Origin of the sequence: Halorhabdus salina (assembly GCF_013839425.1) — an archaeon.
GTDB lineage: Archaea > Halobacteriota > Halobacteria > Halobacteriales > Haloarculaceae > Halorhabdus > Halorhabdus salina.
Genome location: NZ_JACDNP010000003.1, coordinates 136,557 through 156,449, shown reverse-complemented (window position 1 = coordinate 156,449; position 19,893 = coordinate 136,557). Strand labels below are relative to the sequence as shown.

Sequence of the window (19,893 nt, the reverse complement as noted above, 5' to 3'; positions counted from 1 at the left end):
CGTGACTTAGGCAGTTTCCAGCGTCTCTTGGACGGTTCGAGTGTAAAGGTCGATCGGCGTGACCGTGTCCGTCGCGATGTCGTCGAACGCTTTCTCCCGGGTCGAGTCGTTGACTCGCACGATCACCCGGTCGACACCGTGACTGGTGCGGAGATGCTGGGCGAGAAGGAGATTGATTGAATCTCGCTGGGTCCCGAGAAAGGCGACGTCAGCCGTCAACTCCTCGCTATCGAACCCAGTCTCGAAGGTAGTCAGTTGCGCTGAGACGCCTGCGCGCTCAGCCCGTTGTTCCTGTTCGTTCCGGTCCGTGAGAAAGAGGACGGACTGGGAGTCCTGAAGGTGCTCTGCCAGGCCTCTGACGTCACTGGTCGAACCGACGACGAGGACGTCCACCCGGTCGATACCAGTCTGACTCATCCGGGCATGCACGCTCCGGCGTCGTTTCGGAGGTCGATCACCGTCTTGTGCATACAGTCTGCGGGACACATCGAACCGTGTTGTTGCATACAGTTGCCCTTCATTCACGGAACGTCATAAATCACTCGGTTACTTTGACGGTTCGTCAAATAAGTGGGCAAATATTGCGGAGGTGGAGTGTTAACTCGATAGGAGGAGGAACTGAGGGCCCAACGTAACTGAGACGCTCCGACGACGAGGAAGGATGTGTCCACGGACACCCATCGGTAGAGAACGAGATTGGCTGGATCGTTTGGAAAATAACGTGAGAACCTACCCGCAACAGCGTCTCCTGGCGCACTAGTCTTGAACGGCAAACCGTTCGTAGGGCGTCTCGTACTCGTTTCGAATGATGTCCTCATCTTCGATCGTGAGGCCGATCTCGTCGAGTTCCCGACCAATACGGTTCAAATCGTCACCATCCTGCCCGACAGCCTCGATGTGAACGTTTTCGTTCCCCGTCATCACTTCCCGGACAGCGACGACACCGCTTACTTCCTGGGCTTGTTCGGCGAGCCGTTCCCGTTCAGGAACCGGCGCTGTACAGAGGATAAGCGTGTGCAACTGTAATCCGGTTTGCTCGTAATTGATCTCTGCGTGATATCCCGTCAGCACCCCGTCGTCTTCGAGGGATTTGATTCGCGTCCGTACCGTACTCGGAGCAACATCCATGCGTTCGGCGATCGTACTCGTCGACATTTTCCTGGCGTCGTGCTGCAACGCATGGAGGATTGCCCGATCGAGGTCATCAAGCTCGTGAATTGCCATTACTCACCGTTTCGGGTGAACGAAAAGAAACGTTATGGTCGTCCTCGCCTCGCGACGCCGTAAACGGCTTACTGGTCGAATACGTCGACGATCTCGTCTGCAGCGGCGTCACTGTCCCAGTCAGTGATGAACGACGCGAAGGCATCAAGCAGTTCGATACGCGTCTGCGTGGTCACGCTGAGGCCATGGGCCATCGACTGTGGCTGATCGCGAGCACGCTCGAGTGCGCGCGCCTGATCCTGCCCGAAGACAGAGAGTTGGTCCGTCGGTGCGTCCGTCCGAGTCGGGAGTGAGCCCTTCGCCCTGGTGAACGGGACCTGACCGTCGGGTGAGCCAGCGTACTCCAAGAACGGACGAATGACGTCCATGTCGGCCGCTTTCGAGGGAGTCATCGCGTCTATACTGACGACGTACATGTCTTCGGTTCCGGGGAACGCTATGCGTTGCCAGTCTTCCTCGTAAGTAAACTCCGCCGCATCGACGAAGACGCCACCAGCCCAGTCACCCTGCTGATAGAACGGGGCCTTCCCGTCGATGAATCGCTCGTTAGCTTCGACCAGTGAGGTATAAACGGCGTCGTCGGGTGCCCCGGAGGCGAACGTCGCGACGATGTCGAGACAGTCCACAATCGCGTCCCGGTGGGTGCGAGCGCGGCCACCGGTCACGTCCTCGAACGTTTCGTGATCGAACTGCCCCAGCAAGACGAGTTCCCAGAGTTGCAAGACGAGCCACGGTTCCTTCATCGGCAGCAGAAACGCCGAGCCGTCGATATCAGCCTCAGTCACGAGAGTTGCAAACTCGCGGGGGGAATCGAGTGTCGCCGGATCGATACCCGCCGCTTGGGCCGCGGCGACGTTCACGTAGAGGTCGTTGATCCGATGCATCGAGTAGGGAACCGCTCGATACACGCCATCGACCTGTGCGGCGTCACGGGCGACATCCCGATAGTTGCGTTCCATCGCAGTGTCCGTGAATAAATCTGTCACATCCGCGAGCACGTTCGCCTGCTCGTAGGCCCGGAGATTCGCCCCAGCCCAACCGGTCCAGACATCCGGTGGATCGCCGTTCAGAATGCGACTTTTCACCTGTAAGCGCGTATTGTCGTAACTGATGGGGTCGACAACTGTCGTGTGGGTTCGCCGATATTCCTCTAGGAACGCCTCAAGTGCACGCTCACCGTCGCCACCAACGTGGTAGTGAACGAGCTCGATCGTCCCGGCCTGGGTTTCTCCCATCTCGGATGCCATATGCCTAATCTTTCATGAGAGAGTGACTTAAATACAGCTGTTCGTCGGTCTCGTTCACGCCGGTGCTATCGCGAAGCTACCGAGCAGGCGGGCGATGTCACGAAGACGTTGTGTGGCGAGTCAGGATAAGTGGAGTTTAATCCCCGGCGGCAAAATACCGGGGCATGCACGATCGGACGTACGCTGCTGCAGCCGAATCGGGCCAGACCGCGACCGTCGCGGGATGGGTGCACGAGATCCGAGACCTCGGTGGGATCGCGTTCCTTATCCTCCGTGACCAGACCGGAAAACTCCAGATCAAAATCGAGAAAGACGAACTACCCGAGGATATCGTCGAGACCGCACTCGACGTCCATCGGGAGAGTGTCGTCCGCGTCGTCGGGTCGGTTGAAGACGAGGAACGCGCGCCCACTGGCGTCGAGATCACGCCCGAGGAGTTCGAGGTGATCGCGCCCGCTGATCCCGAACTCCCACTGGACCCCTCGGGCAAGGTCGACGCCGAACTCCCGACGCGACTGGACAACCGCACTCTCGACCTTCGCAAGCCCGAGGTCAAAGCCATCTTCGAGATCCGCGCGGAAATCCTTCGATCCGTCCGTGAAGCCTTCCGCAACCTTGACGCAACAGAGATTAACACGCCGAAGATCGTCGCCACGGGGACCGAAGGCGGGACGGAGTTATTCCCGATCACCTATTTCGGGCAGGAAGCGTTCATGAACCAGAGCCCCCAGCTGTTCAAGCAGCTGATGGTCGGCTCCGGCTTAGAGCGGGTCTTCGAGATCGGCCCGATCTTCCGCGCCGAGGAGCACAACACGCCACGCCACCTCAACGAGGCCACATCGATCGACTTCGAGTCGGCCTTTTACGATCACACCGAAGCGATGGACGCCTGCGAGACGGTCGTCAAAGCTGCCTACGAAGGCGTCGCACAGAACTGTGCCGAGGAACTGGAGACCCTTGGCCTGGCCGCCGAGTTCGAGGTGCCCGAGGGCGAGTTCCCGCGACTCACCTACGAGGAGGCTATCGAGCGGATCAACGCGACGGGCGAACTCGATGACGTACTGGTCTGGGGCGACGACCTCTCGACGGAGGCCGAACACGCCCTTGGCCAGGACGTCGGCGAGCACTACTTCATCACCGACTGGCCCAGCGAGATCAAGCCCTTCTACATCAAGGATCACGACGACGATCCCGAGGTTTCGACAGGCTTCGACATGATGCACCCCTCGATGGAACTCGTCTCGGGCGGACAGCGTGAACACCGTCACGACCACCTCGTCGAGGGCTTCGAACAGCAGGGCCTCGATCCGGGTGCCTTCGAGTACTACACCAAGATGTTCAAGTACGGCATGCCGCCCCACGCCGGCTGGGGCCTGGGTGGCGAGCGCCTCGTCATGACGATGCTCGGCCTGGAAAACATTCGCGAGGGGGTTCTGTTCCCGCGAGACCGACAGCGTCTGTCGCCGTAGGCGACGGCGCAACTGTCGAGTGGGGGCTCGGTAAAGCTTGCTCTACCGGTGTCGCCGGCGCTTTGCGCCGGCTGCAAGCGATTCCTTCGGAATCGCCCTGTTCCCGCGAGATCGCCAACGTCTGAGCCTATAGCGAGACCGACCGAAGAGAGGTCTCGATTACGAGCGGGAGCGACGCGACACGCGAGCGGCGAGGACGTTGGGAGCGCACGAGAGCACGAAGTGGTCTCATGAGGCTGGCAGCGATTGAGTCCGTACACCGGTATCGGTCCAGTTGAGCGCCAGGCAGCCGTGACTCAGACGTCGCCGATAGCCTCGGCCCGGAGCTCGCCCGTCAGGTGGAGGCCGTGGCTGTCGATCCGGCGGACGATCCGTTTGGCTTGCGTCGTTTTCAGGTACTTGTCTTCGCTTGCGGCCCGGACGACAACGCCAAACGTGCCTGTGACTGTCGCCCCGAGCCCGTCAGCGATGGTCCGGAATGGCCGGTCGTCGGTGACGAGCCCGATCGGCGTCGCCTCATCGCGCTCACTCATCGCCCCAAGGACTGGCTCAAGTAGCCGACTCTCGACGACTGGCTCCGAGACGCCCAGGATTGCCTGGGCCTGCTCGGCGTACTCGGTGTCGATGAGTTCAATCGTGGCATCGCCGTCCGCAACGAACTTTGCCAGGTTCGTCTTGGCCGGTTCGGTCGAAACAGCGTCGGCGACCAGCTGGGGGACGACGATATCGCCGTCGAAGGCACCGAGCAGGGCGGTCTCTCCGACAGTCCCGAGATCGACTAACGGCACCGGTCCGACGTAGATCCGGGTCATAGCTCCCGGGCAGTCTCGACCTCGCGCTCGATGTCCTCACGCGTCAGTTGGACAGTCAGATTCCGATCGCGGGCGATCGTCAACCACTCGCCGACAGAAACGTTCGCCAGTCTGGCGGCCTCGGCGATTCCGACATCCCCGGACTGGTATTGCTCGACCGCGTGCCGAACGCGGAGGTCCGCAAGCCCCTCCCGAAGCGCCTTTCGGATCGTCGTACTGCGGTCTTCCTCCAGCAAGTCCGCGACCGATTCGAGTTCCGTCTTTTCGTCTTCGGACAACCGAACGCTGACTGACGGCATGTGTATACGATCGGAGACACCGTAAACGCACATCAATCTGGCGACATCCAGTGGCGTCCCGAAGGTTTCTACCGGACGGGGGTCGAAGGGCCGGCGATGACCGACGAGGCGAAGGCGTTCGTCCCGGGACACGTCACGGGGTTTTTCGCCGTCGAACGGACCGACGATCCGACGACGACCGGGTCACGTGGTGGGGGGATGGCACTGTCCGACGGTGTGACGGTGACGGTCAGACCCGCGGAGGAGACCGAAATCCTGCTCGGCGACGTCACAGCGGACATCGCAGCCGTCGAGGGTGTCTTGGATGCCCTCGGCGTCGAGGCGACGGTGATCGGCGAGACCGAACTGCCGATCGGGTCGGGCTTTGGCGTCTCTGGCGCGATGGCACTGGGAACGGCGCTGGCGGCCAATTCGGTTTTCGATCTCGACCTCTCGATGGCCGAACTCACGACCGTCGCCCACGGGGCCGAAGTGCAGGCAGGGACCGGCCTCGGCGACGTCGTCGCACAGGCACGCGGTGGGATGGTTTTGCGCCTGGAAGCGGGTGCGCCACGAACGAACGAACTGGACGCGATTCCGGCCCGGCCTCGCGTGGAGTACCTCGCGCTGGGCGAACTCGATACGAGCGACGTGATCGGCGGCGAGACCGATCGGCTCTCGGCGGCCGGTGGCGACGCCCTCTCACGGGTCGTCGAGGAACCGACGGTCGACCGTTTTATGTACGCCTCGCGGCGGTTCGCTCGGGAAGCCGACCTGCTGACGCCCGACGTCCGAGACGTGATCGAAGACGTGACCGAGGCTGGCGGCGAGGCGTCGATGGCGATGCTCGGGGAGACAGTCTTCGCGCTCGGGACGGGACTGTCCGACGCCGGCTACGACCCGGCGGTCTGTCAGCTCGATCCGACCGGGGCGAGTCTGATTGAGAAGTTAGAGACAGCAACCGAGGGTCGTCTGGGCTAGCTCGATGTGAACTATCCAGTGAGAATTAGTGGTATCAAATCGAGTGATTCCGGATTCTATCGTGGAGAGACACAGAGTCCCAATATCGGACCGACCATCTGACAGTCGCTGCGGTGTTGATCGAGGGGGAGTATAGGTACAGACCGTTTTGAAATCCAGAAATACAACGACGTCTACGAAAACGCACCAGTCGACGGCCCAGACAGCAGCAAACCCATCGACTACCAGGTCAGCCACCTCAACCTCGACATCCAATGCGCCCAAGGCAACCCATACGACTATGCTAACAGTAACCCCGACCGCTTTAACCCATACATCAAAGTTAGAAATGCATCCATCCCGTTAACCACCACAAAAGACAACCTGGTTGTTATGGAGTTGCCAGCGTGGACCAACACTGACAGGTATAAATGCTGGTACGGATTCCAACAAAAAGTCGGCGGATACGCCAACCAAGAAGGAGAACTACCCCGGTACCAGTACCTGACCTGGAAACAACGCGGCAACTTCCAATACGGATACTGGGACCTCTACCAAAACGTCAAAGGATACGGCGAACACATCCTCGAAGGCGTCAACACCTTCGGCAGCATCCGGTCGCTTGAAGGAAGCACATTACTGAATCCGACCAGTTATGATTACAGACCCAGCAACTACAACGACATGATCACCGAACTCAAAACCAAGGAAATCCCCAGCGAATACTACAACGGAAACCCATTCCAACACTACCCCGAAGGAGGAACTTATACTCCTGCTAGTTCCCGACATCCACTACTATCCTAGTGTGCTGCTTAGGAAATCATCCATCAGGCCATGTTCTAATTCTTCTTTCCTTTCTTCATTTACCACACTGAAGTCAAAGTCTTCAGCTGAGTATTCAGCGGGTTCAACTCCTGTATCTCCTGTATAGTCTACTTCCATGTATGCCTCATCTTCGTGGGCTACGTTGTTGTAGTAGAACATGGAGGCTTCAATTTCCAGTCCGTGAGCGACTTCTCCAACTGCTTCAGGTGCCTCGTTGATATCATTTGGATCAACGACATCTCCAACAACTGGGAAAGCCTCCGGAGTATAACTGATCTCAGATTCGTCTTTGTAGTTTGCACCAACAACGATGTTATCGTTCAAACGTCCTATCGCATCCTGAACTTGGTCTTTCGATCCTGCATCTATATCTTCGTCTTCGACATCATGTCTAATAGTACTCTTTATACCATCTGGATCAAAGTCTGACAGGGTTCGGGGTGCGTTGGGGTTCCACATGTCGGCGAAGGCTTCTTCGAATGTGTTTTCTGGTGTTTCGCTGGGGCTGAGGACGAAGAGGTTGTCGCCGTTTGGCCCGGTTTGTGGTTCTTCGTTTTCTGTGTGTTGGTAGAGTGTTTTAGTGTACCCGTCTTGTGTTTGTGCGAGGATTGAGGCTACGGGTGTGTTGTGTCCTTGGTCGTTTCTTGTCCGGGCGGCGACGAGTACTTGGTCTGGGTCGAGGCCGATTTTGTTGTATGCGATGTAGGCGACTGCTTGTGCGCCGATGTTGCGGTCTAGGTCGAAGTCTGCTTTGACTGCTGCGTGTGTGGCGATGTCTTCGATGAATTCTTCTGTGATTTCCGGGTCGGATAGGTCGTGACCCTGTTCCTCCATTTCTTGTTCAATCTGATCCCATGAGGCGTCAATATCTCCACGTACTTCAGAGGAATACAGTTCCTGGTTGTACACCTGTTTCAGATTATCGTACCGTGGTCCTTCCTCCGTAGTCGTGGTCTCAGTCTCTGTTTCCGTGGCAGTCTCGGTCTCTGTCTCAGTCGGTGTTTCCGTTTCCGTCGCCGTGGGGGTGGGTGTTTCAGTAGGTGTATCGTCGGGTGTCTGGGTTGCTCCCTGACCACTACAACCTGCAATAGACGTCGCCGTCGTCACCCCGGCCACTAGCAGGAAATGCCGTCTCGTGGTCTTCGTCGAATCGCTCGTGTCCATTGGTCGCAGTGTCAATCCCACGTGACAAACGTGTTACGGTCGTTTGGGGACACAATACCGACGCTTTTCATCGTCGCCGTCCGATCGTAGGGTATGAGCGACGTGGACGTTCCGGAGAGTCACCCGCGCTACGAGTCGCTGTTGACCCGCCACCGCATCGAAGAGGGGGTCGAAAAAGGGATCACGAGCCAGCAGGGGCTGATCGCCCAGGGCCGTGGCGAAGCGTTCGACTACTTGCTCGGCGAGCAAACGATCGACAGTGCCGACGCGGCCGAGCGCGTCGCAGCCGCACACCTCCTGCTGGCTGACCATCCAGTGCTCTCGATCAACGGCAACGTCGCCGCCCTGGTCCCTGGGGAAATCGTCGAGTTGGCCGAGGCGACGGACGCAGAGCTGGAGGTCAACCTGTTCAACCGGACCGAGGAACGGATCCGGGCGATCGCCGAGCACCTGCGCGAGCACGGTGCCCAGACCGTCAAAGGCTTCGCCGCCGACGAACGCATCCCGGGGCTGGACCACGAACGGGCGAAAGTCGATGCCGACGGGATCTACGACGCCGACGTCGTGGTCGTGCCACTGGAGGACGGCGACCGGGCCGAGGCGCTGGGCGAGATGAACAAGACCGAGATCGTCATCGACCTGAACCCCCTCTCCCGGTCGGCACAGGTCGCATCGGTCCCGATCGTCGACAACGTGATCCGGGCCGTCCCGAACATGACAGCCCATGCCCGCCAGTTGCGCGATTGCAACCACGAACAACTGCGCGCCATCGTCGACGATTTCGACGCTGACGTCGCCCTCGCCGCTGCCGAACGCGAGATCAGGGGCGGCGATATCGAGTAGTGTGCAGAGATCCACTCGAGTGGCGGAGTACTTACGTAGCCGCGCCGGGAAGAATGGGCCATGAGTTTGGAAGTGGACATCCGGAAACTCGATCTCTTCAACAAGATCGCGCGGGAGGGATCCGAGAAGGTCTCGGATCATCTCGATCAGATGGCTGGGCTCCAGACGGAGATTGCCGTCTCGAAGATCAACTTCCTCGACATTGAGGACGTCCGTACGCACATGGGCGAAGGAAAGCGCGTGGGCATCTACGTCGGATTGACTGAACCACCTCACGGCTACGTCCTGTTCATGCTCGATGCCGAAGACGCCAAGGAGTTGGCGAGCCTACTCGTCGGCGACATCAGCAGTGACGACAGCGAGGGCTTTTCTGATATGGAACGATCGGCGATTCAGGAGGTCGGCAACATCATGACCTCAGGGTACATCGACGGCTGGGCGAACGTGCTGGATACCACGATCGGGATGTCGACACCATCGTTTGCCTATGGCCCAGCGAGTGGCATCGTCGACAAGATGGGTGGCTGGCCCGACGAGGACATCGCGTTCGTGATCGACTCTCAGTTGACCGCAAGCGAGGGCGACGTTGGCCTGACGATCTACACCTTCCCCAAGCTGATCGAACTGGTCGATCTGATTCAGGACATCGATGTCGAAACTGTCGTCGGCGAAGATACGATCGCCTCCACGGACATCGCCGACAATGTCTGAGTCGATCGGTCATACTAGTCTCTTGATTCGAAACGGACAACCGGCTCTCCATCCGGGGCGAGCGTACCCGATGGTCCCCTCCCGAAGCGACGCGAACGCGTGCCCGATGTGTGGGAAGTCCGACAATCACGGATTGTCGTAGTTCGTGGCGACCAGCGGAGCGATCTGTATCTGAGTACAGTGGTCTGCTTTTCCGGAAGTTTCGCCAGCAGTGTGGGACTCGCCGAGATGTCGAAACCGACGAAATACGCATCGATGCGCGGCGGGCGGTCTCCTTCCGCGGGACAGAACTCGTATTGACCGTGTAACGCAATCGTCCGGGCCGATACAATACACACAGAGCAAGCAGCGCGTCGACGGTGCCCTTGTGACAAGAGCCACCAGTGATTTCGACTGGCAGAATCGACCGTGGTTACTTCGACACCGAGAGCTCGTCGAGTAATGAACGCAAGTGGGTCGCCTCGTCGGCCAGTTCACTCACCGTGTCGGTCATCTCCGTGATTGCGGCGGTCTGTTCCTCGGCGGAGGCCGAAACCGACTGCGTTTCCTCGGCAGTCTCGTCACCGATCTCGGCAATGCGTTCGATCGACTGATCGACATCCTCGGTAGTCCGGGCCTGGCTCTCGGTCGCCTCGTCAATCTCCTGAATCCCCGCGTTGACGTCCTCGATCCGCTCGACAACGTTTTCGATAGCACTCATGGCCTCTTCGATCGTGTCGGCACCGGTCTGGACACGTGACTCCATGGCCCCCATGCTATCGACCGCTGCATCGGCCTGGTTGCGCATTTCCTCGATGTGCCCTTCGATTTCTCGCGTCGCCTTCTGGGTGTTCTCGGCGAGAGTTTTGACCTCACCGGCGACGACGGCAAACCCTTCTCCGGCCTCGCCGGCGCGGGCCGCTTCGATCGAGGCGTTCAACGCGAGCGTGTTGGTCTGATCGGCGATATCGTCGATCAGGTCGACGATCTCGTCGACTTCCTCGATCCGCTCGTCAAGCGCCCGCACGTCCTCGGCAGTAGCGGTCGCTTCCGACCGAATGGCATTGACCTCCCCGACGGCCGTCTCCGAATCTGCGCGGGCCGAGCGGGCAGTATCTGTCACGTTTTGGGCGGTCCCCGCCACGTCGGCAGCAGAGGCAGCGATCTCCTCGATCGTCGCCGAGAGATCGTTCGTCTGGCCCGCAGCGTCGCTGAGGCGCTCTTGCTGGTCGTTTACGCCCGACGCAATACGTTCCATCGAGTCACTGATCTCGTCGCTGACCCGCGCGATCTCGTCACCGCTTGCGGCGGCATCGTCGCTGACCGTCTTGACGCGTTCGGAGAACTCTGTCACGTCGAGAACAGTCGACTCCAGGGCGTCAAGCATCTCGTTGAACGAGGTAGCGATCTCAGCCATTGCCTCACTGTCGGCGTCGGTGTCCAGCCGGCGCGTCAGATCGCCCGCGGCGACGGCTTCCATAACCGTGCTGTAGGCACGTGCCCGTTCCCGAAGGTGGCTAGCCGTCTGTTCGGCTTCCTGCCTGGCATTCTCGGCACGCTCTCGCGCCTGCTCGGCCGTCTCAGTGGCCTCCTGGGCTTCAGTGATTTGGGCCTGCAGGTCCCCAGCCGTTGTTTCGATCCCGCGATACACATCGTCGATGCCGTCCGCCCGCGTTTCGGCGATCTCGATATCGTACTCGCCCTCACTGATCGAATCTATCGCCGCATTCAATGTCTCGATGATCACGTACATTTCGCCGTAGATCCCGGCACCGACGCCGAACGTAACCACGAGAATCGCAAGGACCGTCAGCCAGGCCCCTTCGTACACCGCCATGGCCGCCGGAAAGGCCACGGCAGCCCCGGCAAAGAGCCACAGTTGTCCGTTTAGCGTTGATCGCAATCTCGTCGGGACGAACCGCTTGAGCGACTGCGAAACGTTTGCCATCCCCGCCCACAGTCTAGCGGTTCCAGTAGGCGTCGGCGAGATGGCTCCCGCGTCGTTCGACGCTGTCATCTGTTCACCGGCACTCATGAAGATCCATTATTAATTGGCCGTATTAACAGTTCGCCGCTAGTTTTCACGGCTAATAACGGTCGACTCTGATCGCTGTGGGTCAATCATACCATCACGAGTGCAATTGAGACAGGAGCGGAGGGCTCTTTACATCCGGTTCCGTGCGCACAACCAGTGCTGGCTGCACTCCTCGATTCCGCGTTGCTGGATCCGTTCGCGGTGATGAACACGATCGGACTCGTTGCGTTCGCCCTGGTCGGGGCAGCCAAAGGCATCCGCGAGGAGTTCGATGTCTTCGGTATCGGGGTTGTCGGCCTGGTGACGGCCTTCGGGGGCGGCGCGACGCGGGATGTCCTTGTCGGCCGGACGCCACTGGCCCTCCAGAACCTCGGTGAGATGGGGCTGGGCGTCCTGGGCGTTACCCTGGCGCTGGGTCTGAGTGTGCTCCTCGAATCGCCCGACGAGCATCCGATCACGCTCGTCGCCGACGCAGTGGGACTGGCCGCCTTCGCCACCGCCGGATCGATCGTGGCAACGGAGGCCGGCGTCAACGCCTTTGGCGTCGTCGCCGTCGCCACGATCAACGCCGCCGGCGGCGGGGCCTACGCCGACGTCCTGCTGGATCGCTCGCCGTTCATCCTCTTCGATGACTTCTATGCAAGCTGTGCCGTCCTGGGTGGGACGACGTACTGGGTGCTGACGGTCCTGGGCGCGTCGGCCAGCCTGACCGCCGCGGGCTGTGCCACAATGGTTGTCGGCACGCGCCTCCTTGCCGTCAAGTACGGGTGGGAACTACCGACGGCTCAGACGCTCGGGTTGACGCGAGGCGACGTGACCGAATAGTCCCGGTCGAAGAGTCACCAGTGGAGCACTTGCCAGGGGCGCGCCGGGACTGCCACCATCTTTCCCCGGATAGCCGACACCGAAACGTACTTCCTTTACCCAGTAATACCACCAAGTGGTATGAGCGATTCATCGTTCGATCAGTTCAGTGACGTCGGCGAAGCGGAAGTGACGCGAGCGATCGGTCAGGAGTGGACCGAGGAGTTCATGGACTTCTCGGATTCAGACGTCATCATCGTCGGGGGTGGCCCCTCCGGCCTGATGGCCGCCAAGGAGCTGTCCGAGCGAGGCGTCCAGACCATGGTCGTCGAGAAGAACAACTACCTCGGTGGTGGGTTCTGGCTCGGCGGCTTCCTGATGAACAAAGTCACCGTCCGGGACCCCGCCCAGTCGGTCCTCGACGATCTCGACGTCGACTTCAAGCGCTCCCAAGACAGCGAGGGACTGTACGTCGCCAACGGGCCGGAAGCCTGTTCAGGTCTCATCAAGGCCGCCTGTGACGCCGGCGCGAAGATGCAGAACATGACCGAGTTCACCGACATCGTGATCCGCGAGGACCACCGCGTCGGTGGCATCGTCATGAACTGGACGCCAGTCCACGCCCTGCCCCGGGAGATTACCTGCGTCGACCCGATCGCCGTCGAGGCCGATCTGGTCATCGATGCGACCGGCCACGATGCCATGGCGGTCAAGAAACTCGACGAGCGCGGCGTGCTGAACGCGCCGGGTCTCGAGGAGGAAGCAAGCGGCATGGACCAGACCGGCGACGACACCTACGGCGCACCCGGCCACGACTCGCCCGGCCACGACTCGATGTGGGTCGGCGAGAGCGAGGATGCCGTCGTCGAGCACACCGGCCTCGTCCACGACGGCCTCATCACGACTGGCATGGCGACCGCGACGACCTACGGCCTCCCGCGAATGGGCCCGACCTTCGGCGCGATGTTGCTGTCGGGCAAGCGCGGTGCCCAGGTCGCCCTGGACGAACTCGGTGTCGACGCCGACCCGGTCGAGATGACCACGCCCGCCACCCCCGCTGACGACTGACCCAGCAAGTCGCCCTCCGTACGCTTCCGCCGGCGACCACGGCGAGCAACGACGTTAACACGCCGTCGCCCGAGCACCAGACATGAACGTACTCGTCACCGGCGCAACGGGTGGTATCGGAAGCTGGGTCGTCGACAGCCTCGCGGCAGACAACCACGATGTCGTCGGCGTCGACCTGCGGCGACCACCAGGCGAGCGGGCCAACGTGCGCTTTCTCGGGGCCGATCTGACCGATCACGGCCAGGCACGCGAACTGATCCAGACCGCCCGACCGGACGCGGTAGTCCACTGTGCGGGCATCCCCCGGATGGGCGAGCGCCCGGGGGCGGAAACGTTCCGCGTGAACGCGATGGCCGCCTACAACGTGTTTGTGGCCGCCGGCACTGTCGATGCGGACGTGGTCTACACCTCAAGCGAGAGTCTCTACGGGATGCCCTACGCCGATCCGCCGTTCCTGCCGGATTATCTCCCCATCGACGAAGCGCACCCGAAGCGCCCGGCGGACCCGTACGGAGCGTCGAAGCTCGTCAGCGAACACCTCGCCCGTATGGCCGTCCGGAAGTACGATATCTCGGTCGCCTCGCTGCGGCCGTCGTGGGTGAACTACCCCGGCGACTACGATCTGACGGCGGTCCGGGACGGATTCGACCCGGAGACGGCAGCTCGATCGGGCAACTTCTGGTCGTACGTCGACATCCGCGATGTGGTCTCGCTCGTCGAAGCGGCGCTGGCGGCCGACATCGACGGCCACGAGGCCTACCTCGCCGTCGCGGCGGAGAACTACCTCGGCCGGCCGACCGCGGAAACCATCGAGACGGTGTTTGGCGACCTGCCGGACCGCTGTGGGCTGGAGGGCGAGGCGTCCGCCTTCTCGACCGCCAAGGCCCGCACGGACCTGGGGTGGGAGCCCGTCCACTCCTGGCGCGAGGCCGTCGACGAAGCGCTCGCCGGTCCGAAGTTCGTCTGAAACGATCAGCCCCAGTCCAGAACGCGCTACGACGCACTCACCGCAGCACGTCCAACCGCAGGACCGATGAGAAAGCTGCGTCCCGATACCGTGCCACAAGCGGTACTGGTCCGCAATGTGTTTTACCGCATGGTACTACCGACAGATATGGTCGAGCAGGTGACCCTATACCGGGCTCCGACAACGGCGGCGGAGGCCGATGCCATTGCCGAATGGCTCGACAAACGAGTGTCGGCAAGCATCAACGTCAGGGACCGATTCCTCTCGGGACACCAAAACGACACGGTCGCAGAGACGTTCGCAGCTTCCAGAGTACTCGATCCGTACGACCGCGAGACAGGCAACACGATGTTCGGAATCGTCCGCTACGAGGAGCGAGCGCTCGATGACCCCGAGCGGGCCGGCGGCGTACTCTACGACGGGCTCGCGGTCCAGCGGGCACTTGCCAAGCGTCTCCCGGCGAGCGAGCGCGGCCTCGATCACCTTCACGTCCCACTACTCGATCGCGTCCTCGGCACGTGGGGCGATCACGACGGACGCTGGCACAAGCGTGTGACCGTCCTCGGCCAGCCCGCCCTGATCTCCGTTCCTGGACTCTACGAGGCCCCCGCAAAACCCGAACAGTACTACAAGGAAAAGCAGAAACACGCGCTGCTTTCCGGGGATGCCCCACCGCGTGAGGTCCTCGAAAGCGAGGTCGAGGGAGACTTTCTGGTGGCGGACGATTCCCGGACGACCGACGTGGTGAAGGGGTACGTCCTCCAAGCCATCGACTATCTCGAAACCGGCGAGGAGTTCTGTGATGCAGAGGGCTGTCGGCTATCGAACCCGCATCGCCAGCCCGGCGTCATCGAGGCACAGCTTCGTGAGCCCAAATTCTGCCCTGATCACGCCCACTACGAGTGAGAACGCCCGAAAGGTGCTACGGACCGATGTCGACGTCGATCGTCTTGCTCTCGGTCCGGATCGTCGTCGCCGAAACGAACGACTCGTCACCCGCGATGAGGACAACCCGCTGTTCGTCCAGCATTCGGAGGCGGAACGTCTCAGACGTCTCGGGCGCTCTCTGACTGATATAGGTCCGGAGGCCCGTGTAGAAGCCCTCTGCAGAGGAGGGTTTGTCCCAGGCCGTCACCAGCACGAACCCCCCAGGACTGTCGGCATCAGACCCCCTCGAAACAGTCACCAGCCGGTCGTTGCCCCAGTTATCGGTAGCTTCGAGGGCATTCTCACGATCGAGGTGTGTCGCCAGTGCCGCCCGCAATGTGAGTTCTCCGAGGGTCTCCCGGGCCTCGACCTCCCAGGTATCTGATACAGTTGAGTCGACAGCGAGGTCGCGTGGCGGGTCGTATGCCGGGGAGAGATCGTGGATGAACTGCTCGCTGGTTTGGGGCTGATACTGAAACGCGTGATAGTACAGCGGTGAGAACTCGTCTCGCTGTTCGTATTTCTCGAAGCCAACCCTAATTGCTTCACGAGAGAGCCATCCCTCGCTTCCGGGTGCACGTGCCCAGTCCTGGTAATACAGCGTCGTGTTCAGGGTGAACGCCTCGGCGTACGTATCAGCCCCAAGCGTTGCCCCGCCGTGATGCGTGGCGTAGGCAAGTGCGCGACTGTCAATCGATCCATTCGAGGACCCGGCTAAGGGACCGGTCCAACCGCGTTGTTCGTGGAGTGATCGGGCATAGAGGTACGCGAGATTGTGGTCGAGTTCCGATCGACTCCAATTTGCAGTCACGAGGCGAATCGATGTTCCCCCGTTCTCGACTGTTCCGATCGTCGTCTCCGGCGCGACTGCCGGCCCAAGCCCCATCGTCGCTTCGAACCGATCAGGAACGTCGATTGAAACACCACCCCGCTGGACCGGCGAGTCAGCGAGACTGACCGTCGGTTGAGAGCCATCGGTCTGTAAAAGGGCCGTCAATCGCTGAAACGCAAGCGTGACGTCACGCGGGTGGCGTGGATCTAACGAGCCAGTCTGGGCCTCAGTCAGTGGTCCGGTGGCTGTCTCCCTCTCAGTGACCGTCTGTGTCGTCGTGACGACCTGATCGGGTGTCTCGTCACCGGGAATCGGCGCGGGCGTGACCGTCGAGACGTCGGTTTCACTCCCGAACAAGCCCGTACAGCCAGCGGTAGCGACGAGAAATATGACAAGGAATGTACGAATTGTCCAGGATACCATCCGCGGAGTAATTGTATGGCCGAGCGCTTAAGCATTCAGATTCCTCGAACCAACTCGATAGCACGGCAGACTCACGTTCGTCTCGACGCTCGCGTGGGCTTACTCGACCTGTCCACTGGACTGTCGAACTAGACCGAGCGCGCGTCGTCCTGACTCACTATCGCTGGACCGTTCGACGACACGGTCGTGAGCCTCCCGGACGCGACGAGCGAGGGTCACGGCCGGTGACGTGAGGTCACCTCGACTCGAGGGCGCGGACAACCGAGTGAACGCCCTGAACCCCAGATTCAACGGTCGCCCGGCCGGCCGGTCGCTGAGCGTCGCATCGAGCAATCCGATCCGACCCTCGCCTCCGAACAACCCACACCACTCGTTGACGATGGCGGCCGGATCGTCGAACATGCCGACGACGAACGTGCCGAGGATCGCATCAACGTCAGCCTCGATCGGCGGGTCACGGGCGTCGCCGACGAACAGGTCGACGTTCCGCCAGCCCGCTCGGTCGATGCGCCTGCGAGCGCGGTCGAGCATGCCAGGCGAAAGGTCGACACCGACGACACGGCCCTCTCTGCCGACTCGCTCCCGGAGGAGCGGGAAGTTCGCCCCTGTGCCACAGCCCATCTCGACGACGACGTCACCCGAGTGCAATTCGAGCGCATCGACCACATCGATCCGCCAGCGGCGGACAACCGGTCCGCCCGCCAGTCGGTCGTACGGTCCCACAATGCGATCGTAGAACTGCCGGATCGCGCGCCGGTCGGTCGGCATCCTCAGACGAGATCGCGCGCCAGCTCGGCGACCGTCGGCGCGTCCGACCCCAGCAAATAGACGATCGGTTCGACGCCGAATCCCCCTGTCTGGTAGAGGACATCCGCCTCGGCTATCCCATCGACCTCACCAAATGCACCGTCGAGATCCGCGTCGGCGTCGAACTCGACAGCGTTGTATCCGTCTCCTTCGAGGGTGTCGACCCGATCGGGTTCGTAGGCGACATTTAGCGTTGCTCTGGCGTCGTTGCCGTGTTCTCTAGCCATCAAAAGCACACTGGCGACGTGTTCACTGACCCCGAACTCCGGGTCGCCTGGGACCGACGCTCGACCCTTCACGTCGAGGATCCGTCCCGGGACGGCCGCAACGTCGTCGATCCCCGTCGCCTCAGGTAGACACTCCACAAGGTTCGACCCGACCGCCGGGATCAAGCCTGCGAACCCGCTCGTGTTCTCCAGAATGCCCAGGCCCCGACGGATCGACGAACGGACCTGTTCGGATTGGCGGACACGACCCTCCGGGTCGTGGATCGCGATCGTCCCTCCGTGTTCTCCCAGCGGCGGGAACGCCTCCTCGTGGAGCTGGGCCAGCAGATCGCCCTCCTCTAGGTGGCGGACGAACACCTCCGCTTCAGCCAGTGCCTGGACGGTGCTCATCTCACCGTCGGCGAGGCCGTCAGCCAGGCGCTCGACGAGTTCGTCGAGGCGCTGGTCGGCCAGCAAGGTCTCGTTGCGTTCGACCTCGCCGTGGGCGTACTTCGAGACCGCACTCTGGCTGATCCCCAGCAGATCGGCGACCTCTCGCTGGGTCAAGCCACGATCCCGGAGGCGCTCGGCCAGCAACGATCGGAAGGTCGGCAGGAACTCCTCGACGACGATCTCCTCGACGAATTTCATTGGTCACCACCGAATTCCCTATCGCCCTGTATCCGCGAGGCCTGTGGCCCTTCCTGGCCCTGATATTTCGAGCCGCGCTCCTCGCCGTAGGGGCGATCCGCCGGGCTGGACAGTTCGGTAAAGGTCAGTTGCGAGATGCGCATCCCCGGATTGAGCGCGACGGGTGCCGTCCCGAGATTCGACAGTTCGAGGGTGATCTGGCCCTCGTAGCCGGGATCACACAGTCCCGCTGTGTTCGAGAGAAACACACCGCCGCGACCCCCGAGGAAATTCTCGATAGTACGGCCGTTCGGCTGAACCTCGAGATCATACGTGGGTTCGACGCGGTCTGTCTCCTCGATGGAAACGACTTTCTCGAAGCGTACGCCGCCGTCGAGGATCTGATCGAGGCGTCCGGTGTCGGCACCGGCGTCGGCGTACGTGTCCCGAAATCGGCGAAGTGTATCACGTTTCACGGTGTCGTACTCCCTGTTTTCGACGTTGGAAACGCTCGATTTCGAAGCGTACCCCATAGCCTCTGCGGCGTCGATCATTCGCATATCAGCTTCTTCGCGGAGCTCTCTCAGGAGTTCGTTCGGGACTGGAATATACTGGCCCCGCTTGTGACGCTCGCCGCTCACGTCGACGGCCCACATCTCCCCTTCCCAATCGACATCACTCATCGGGATATGTTGTTCGCGTTCGCGACTGTACATGGACCCGAGGTTTCCGAGTCGCGTGGCGAGGTACATCACTTGGTTCGCGAGCGACTGATTGGCCGTGTAAAACGTATCGCGCTCGTCCCGCCGGCATCCGTCTCCGTCGAGGAGCCCCTCAAGGAGCCCCTCGAGTACGGGGCGTGGCCAATCGAACGCCTCGGACGGAATTTCTTTCTCACTTCCAGACCCGGCGAGACTTCGTACGATCTTCGACCAGAGTGCGGAACAGATCGTGAGTTTTGTTATTCGTTCTCGCTCGTCCCAAGACATGCTCGTGTCGTAGGCTTCGAAGTACGACGCGAAGCGGTCCAGATACTCGCGCTGCGTGTTGGCTACCTGTATCTGCTTTCTCCGGCCGGATCCTTCGGCGATATAGAATCCGAGGACCCATCCGAACTCTCTCGTGAGCGGAATCGAACGGGGAAGTCGCGTCGTGCTCTGTCGGAACGCGACTTCGACTTCCTCAGGCATTGCAAGCCGGGGGATCGCGTCCATGGGGGCGCTATCGTTCGCTTCGTAGTGTCGCCTCGAACCGCCTGGGACGGCGGACGTATCGACATGACCGACACCATCACTGGCGTAGATCGTCGTCTCGGTCGGTTCGACGTGATCAAGGACGTCAACAGATCGCCGCTCACTCGGAGAGCTGGGGAGATAGCTAGGTACCATGACGGCCGCCCCCTCGGCCTCGTCGCTCGGGATACGTGCCACGCCGCCATGCTCGTCGAGGGTGAACAGATTATGATCTTTCGTCACGAGCACTTGCCGCCCCGAATCGAGCGTCACGCGATAGATCCGCTTGGTCGGATTCGTGATGTAATCCGTAACGCGATGTGTACTCACTCCCAAAGACGTTGGGTCGAACGCTACCGCACGCGCGGGTCGTTCGTTTTCGACGATTTCCCCGATTTCGTAAAACCCGAACCCGTCCTCGGGCGTCCAGAGGAACACTTCCTCGTC

20 protein-coding genes are annotated in these 19,893 nt (G+C 61.1%); 9 read left to right on the top strand and 11 right to left on the bottom strand.

The annotated features are described in order from the left end of the window. Positions 1-6: 6 nt before the first annotated feature. The 3 genes from HZR20_RS05395 to HZR20_RS05385 form a co-directional block, all read right to left on the bottom strand. Positions 7-417 (bottom strand): NAD-binding protein, encoded by a 411-nt coding sequence (locus HZR20_RS05395; RefSeq protein ID WP_181685568.1) that lies wholly within the window; start codon positions 415-417, stop codon positions 7-9. Positions 418-756: 339 nt separating this feature from the next. Further along, on the bottom strand, positions 757-1,224 hold the full coding sequence (locus HZR20_RS05390; RefSeq protein ID WP_181685567.1) for an Lrp/AsnC family transcriptional regulator: 468 nt from the start codon (positions 1,222-1,224) through the stop codon (positions 757-759). A gap of 68 nt (positions 1,225-1,292) precedes the next feature. Next, on the bottom strand, positions 1,293-2,471 hold the full coding sequence (locus HZR20_RS05385; protein ID WP_181685566.1) for an ABC transporter substrate-binding protein: 1,179 nt from the start codon (positions 2,469-2,471) through the stop codon (positions 1,293-1,295). A 164-nt stretch (positions 2,472-2,635) separates the two neighbouring features. On the opposite strand from HZR20_RS05385, the gene aspS reads away from it, so the two are divergent. Then, complete coding sequence (gene aspS / locus HZR20_RS05380) at positions 2,636-3,940, top strand: aspartate--tRNA(Asn) ligase (protein WP_181685565.1); 1,305 nt, start codon at positions 2,636-2,638, stop codon at positions 3,938-3,940. 296 nt (positions 3,941-4,236) lie between these two features. Here aspS and HZR20_RS05375 read toward each other — a convergent pair whose 3' ends face one another. Both HZR20_RS05375 and HZR20_RS05370 read right to left on the bottom strand, forming a co-directional pair. After that, entirely contained in the window at positions 4,237-4,752 is a 516-nt protein-coding gene (locus tag HZR20_RS05375; RefSeq protein WP_181685564.1) for a hypothetical protein, read from the bottom strand. Further along, a complete protein-coding gene (locus HZR20_RS05370; RefSeq protein WP_181685563.1) occupies positions 4,749-5,051 on the bottom strand; it encodes a UPF0175 family protein in 303 nt (100 codons plus the stop codon). The genes HZR20_RS05375 and HZR20_RS05370 overlap by 4 nt, the downstream gene beginning before the upstream one ends. Before the next feature lie 96 nt (positions 5,052-5,147). Here HZR20_RS05370 and HZR20_RS05365 point away from each other — a divergent pair, with 96 nt between their 5' ends. Both HZR20_RS05365 and HZR20_RS05360 read left to right on the top strand, forming a co-directional pair. Next, positions 5,148-6,011 carry a pantoate kinase gene (locus tag HZR20_RS05365; RefSeq protein ID WP_181685562.1) on the top strand — a complete coding sequence of 288 codons (864 nt, stop codon included), beginning with the start codon at positions 5,148-5,150 and terminating at the stop codon, positions 6,009-6,011. Positions 6,012-6,383: 372 nt separating this feature from the next. After that, complete coding sequence (locus HZR20_RS05360) at positions 6,384-6,797, top strand: hypothetical protein (RefSeq protein WP_181685561.1); 414 nt, start codon at positions 6,384-6,386, stop codon at positions 6,795-6,797. Here HZR20_RS05360 and HZR20_RS05355 read toward each other — a convergent pair. Continuing rightward, positions 6,789-7,982: a hypothetical protein gene (locus tag HZR20_RS05355; RefSeq protein ID WP_181685560.1), complete on the bottom strand. Its 1,194-nt coding sequence runs from the start codon at positions 7,980-7,982 to the stop codon at positions 6,789-6,791. The two genes, HZR20_RS05360 and HZR20_RS05355, sit on opposite strands and share 9 nt — an antisense overlap. A 93-nt stretch (positions 7,983-8,075) precedes the next feature. Between HZR20_RS05355 and HZR20_RS05350 the strand changes: the two genes are divergently transcribed. After that, a complete protein-coding gene (locus HZR20_RS05350) occupies positions 8,076-8,825 on the top strand; it encodes a 4-phosphopantoate--beta-alanine ligase (RefSeq protein WP_181685559.1) in 750 nt (249 codons plus the stop codon). Between the two features lie 60 nt (positions 8,826-8,885). After that, a complete protein-coding gene (locus HZR20_RS05345) occupies positions 8,886-9,536 on the top strand; it encodes a chemotaxis protein CheC (protein ID WP_181685558.1) in 651 nt (216 codons plus the stop codon). 412 nt (positions 9,537-9,948) lie between these two features. Here HZR20_RS05345 and HZR20_RS05340 read toward each other — a convergent pair whose 3' ends face one another. After that, complete coding sequence (locus HZR20_RS05340; protein ID WP_181685557.1) at positions 9,949-11,550, bottom strand: methyl-accepting chemotaxis protein; 1,602 nt, start codon at positions 11,548-11,550, stop codon at positions 9,949-9,951. A 204-nt stretch (positions 11,551-11,754) separates the two neighbouring features. Between HZR20_RS05340 and HZR20_RS05335 the strand changes: the two genes are divergently transcribed. From HZR20_RS05335 to HZR20_RS05320, 4 genes are all read left to right on the top strand, one after another. Continuing rightward, positions 11,755-12,375: a trimeric intracellular cation channel family protein gene (locus HZR20_RS05335; protein WP_181685745.1), complete on the top strand. Its 621-nt coding sequence runs from the start codon at positions 11,755-11,757 to the stop codon at positions 12,373-12,375. A 120-nt stretch (positions 12,376-12,495) separates the two neighbouring features. Then, positions 12,496-13,422, top strand: a complete 927-nt coding sequence (locus HZR20_RS05330) for a sulfide-dependent adenosine diphosphate thiazole synthase (protein ID WP_181685556.1) — start codon at positions 12,496-12,498, stop codon at positions 13,420-13,422. An 82-nt stretch (positions 13,423-13,504) separates the two neighbouring features. Next, complete coding sequence (locus HZR20_RS05325; RefSeq protein ID WP_181685555.1) at positions 13,505-14,389, top strand: NAD-dependent epimerase/dehydratase family protein; 885 nt, start codon at positions 13,505-13,507, stop codon at positions 14,387-14,389. A gap of 147 nt (positions 14,390-14,536) precedes the next feature. Beyond that, positions 14,537-15,295: a DUF7001 family protein gene (locus HZR20_RS05320; RefSeq protein WP_181685554.1), complete on the top strand. Its 759-nt coding sequence runs from the start codon at positions 14,537-14,539 to the stop codon at positions 15,293-15,295. A 16-nt stretch (positions 15,296-15,311) separates the two neighbouring features. Here HZR20_RS05320 and HZR20_RS05315 read toward each other — a convergent pair whose 3' ends face one another. The 4 genes from HZR20_RS05315 to HZR20_RS05300 form a co-directional block, all read right to left on the bottom strand. Then, positions 15,312-16,571 carry a hypothetical protein gene (locus HZR20_RS05315; RefSeq protein WP_181685553.1) on the bottom strand — a complete coding sequence of 420 codons (1,260 nt, stop codon included), beginning with the start codon at positions 16,569-16,571 and terminating at the stop codon, positions 15,312-15,314. Between the two features lie 99 nt (positions 16,572-16,670). Beyond that, positions 16,671-17,339, bottom strand: coding sequence for a class I SAM-dependent methyltransferase (locus HZR20_RS05310; protein ID WP_181685552.1), 669 nt, complete (start codon positions 17,337-17,339; stop codon positions 16,671-16,673). Between the two features lie 2 nt (positions 17,340-17,341). After that, entirely contained in the window at positions 17,342-18,235 is an 894-nt protein-coding gene (locus tag HZR20_RS05305; RefSeq protein ID WP_181685551.1) for a thiamine-phosphate synthase family protein, read from the bottom strand. Next, positions 18,232-19,884 (bottom strand): dCTP deaminase domain-containing protein, encoded by a 1,653-nt coding sequence (locus HZR20_RS05300; protein WP_374057585.1) that lies wholly within the window; start codon positions 19,882-19,884, stop codon positions 18,232-18,234. Before HZR20_RS05300 ends, HZR20_RS05305 begins: the two co-directional genes overlap by 4 nt. Positions 19,885-19,893 lie beyond the last annotated feature (9 nt).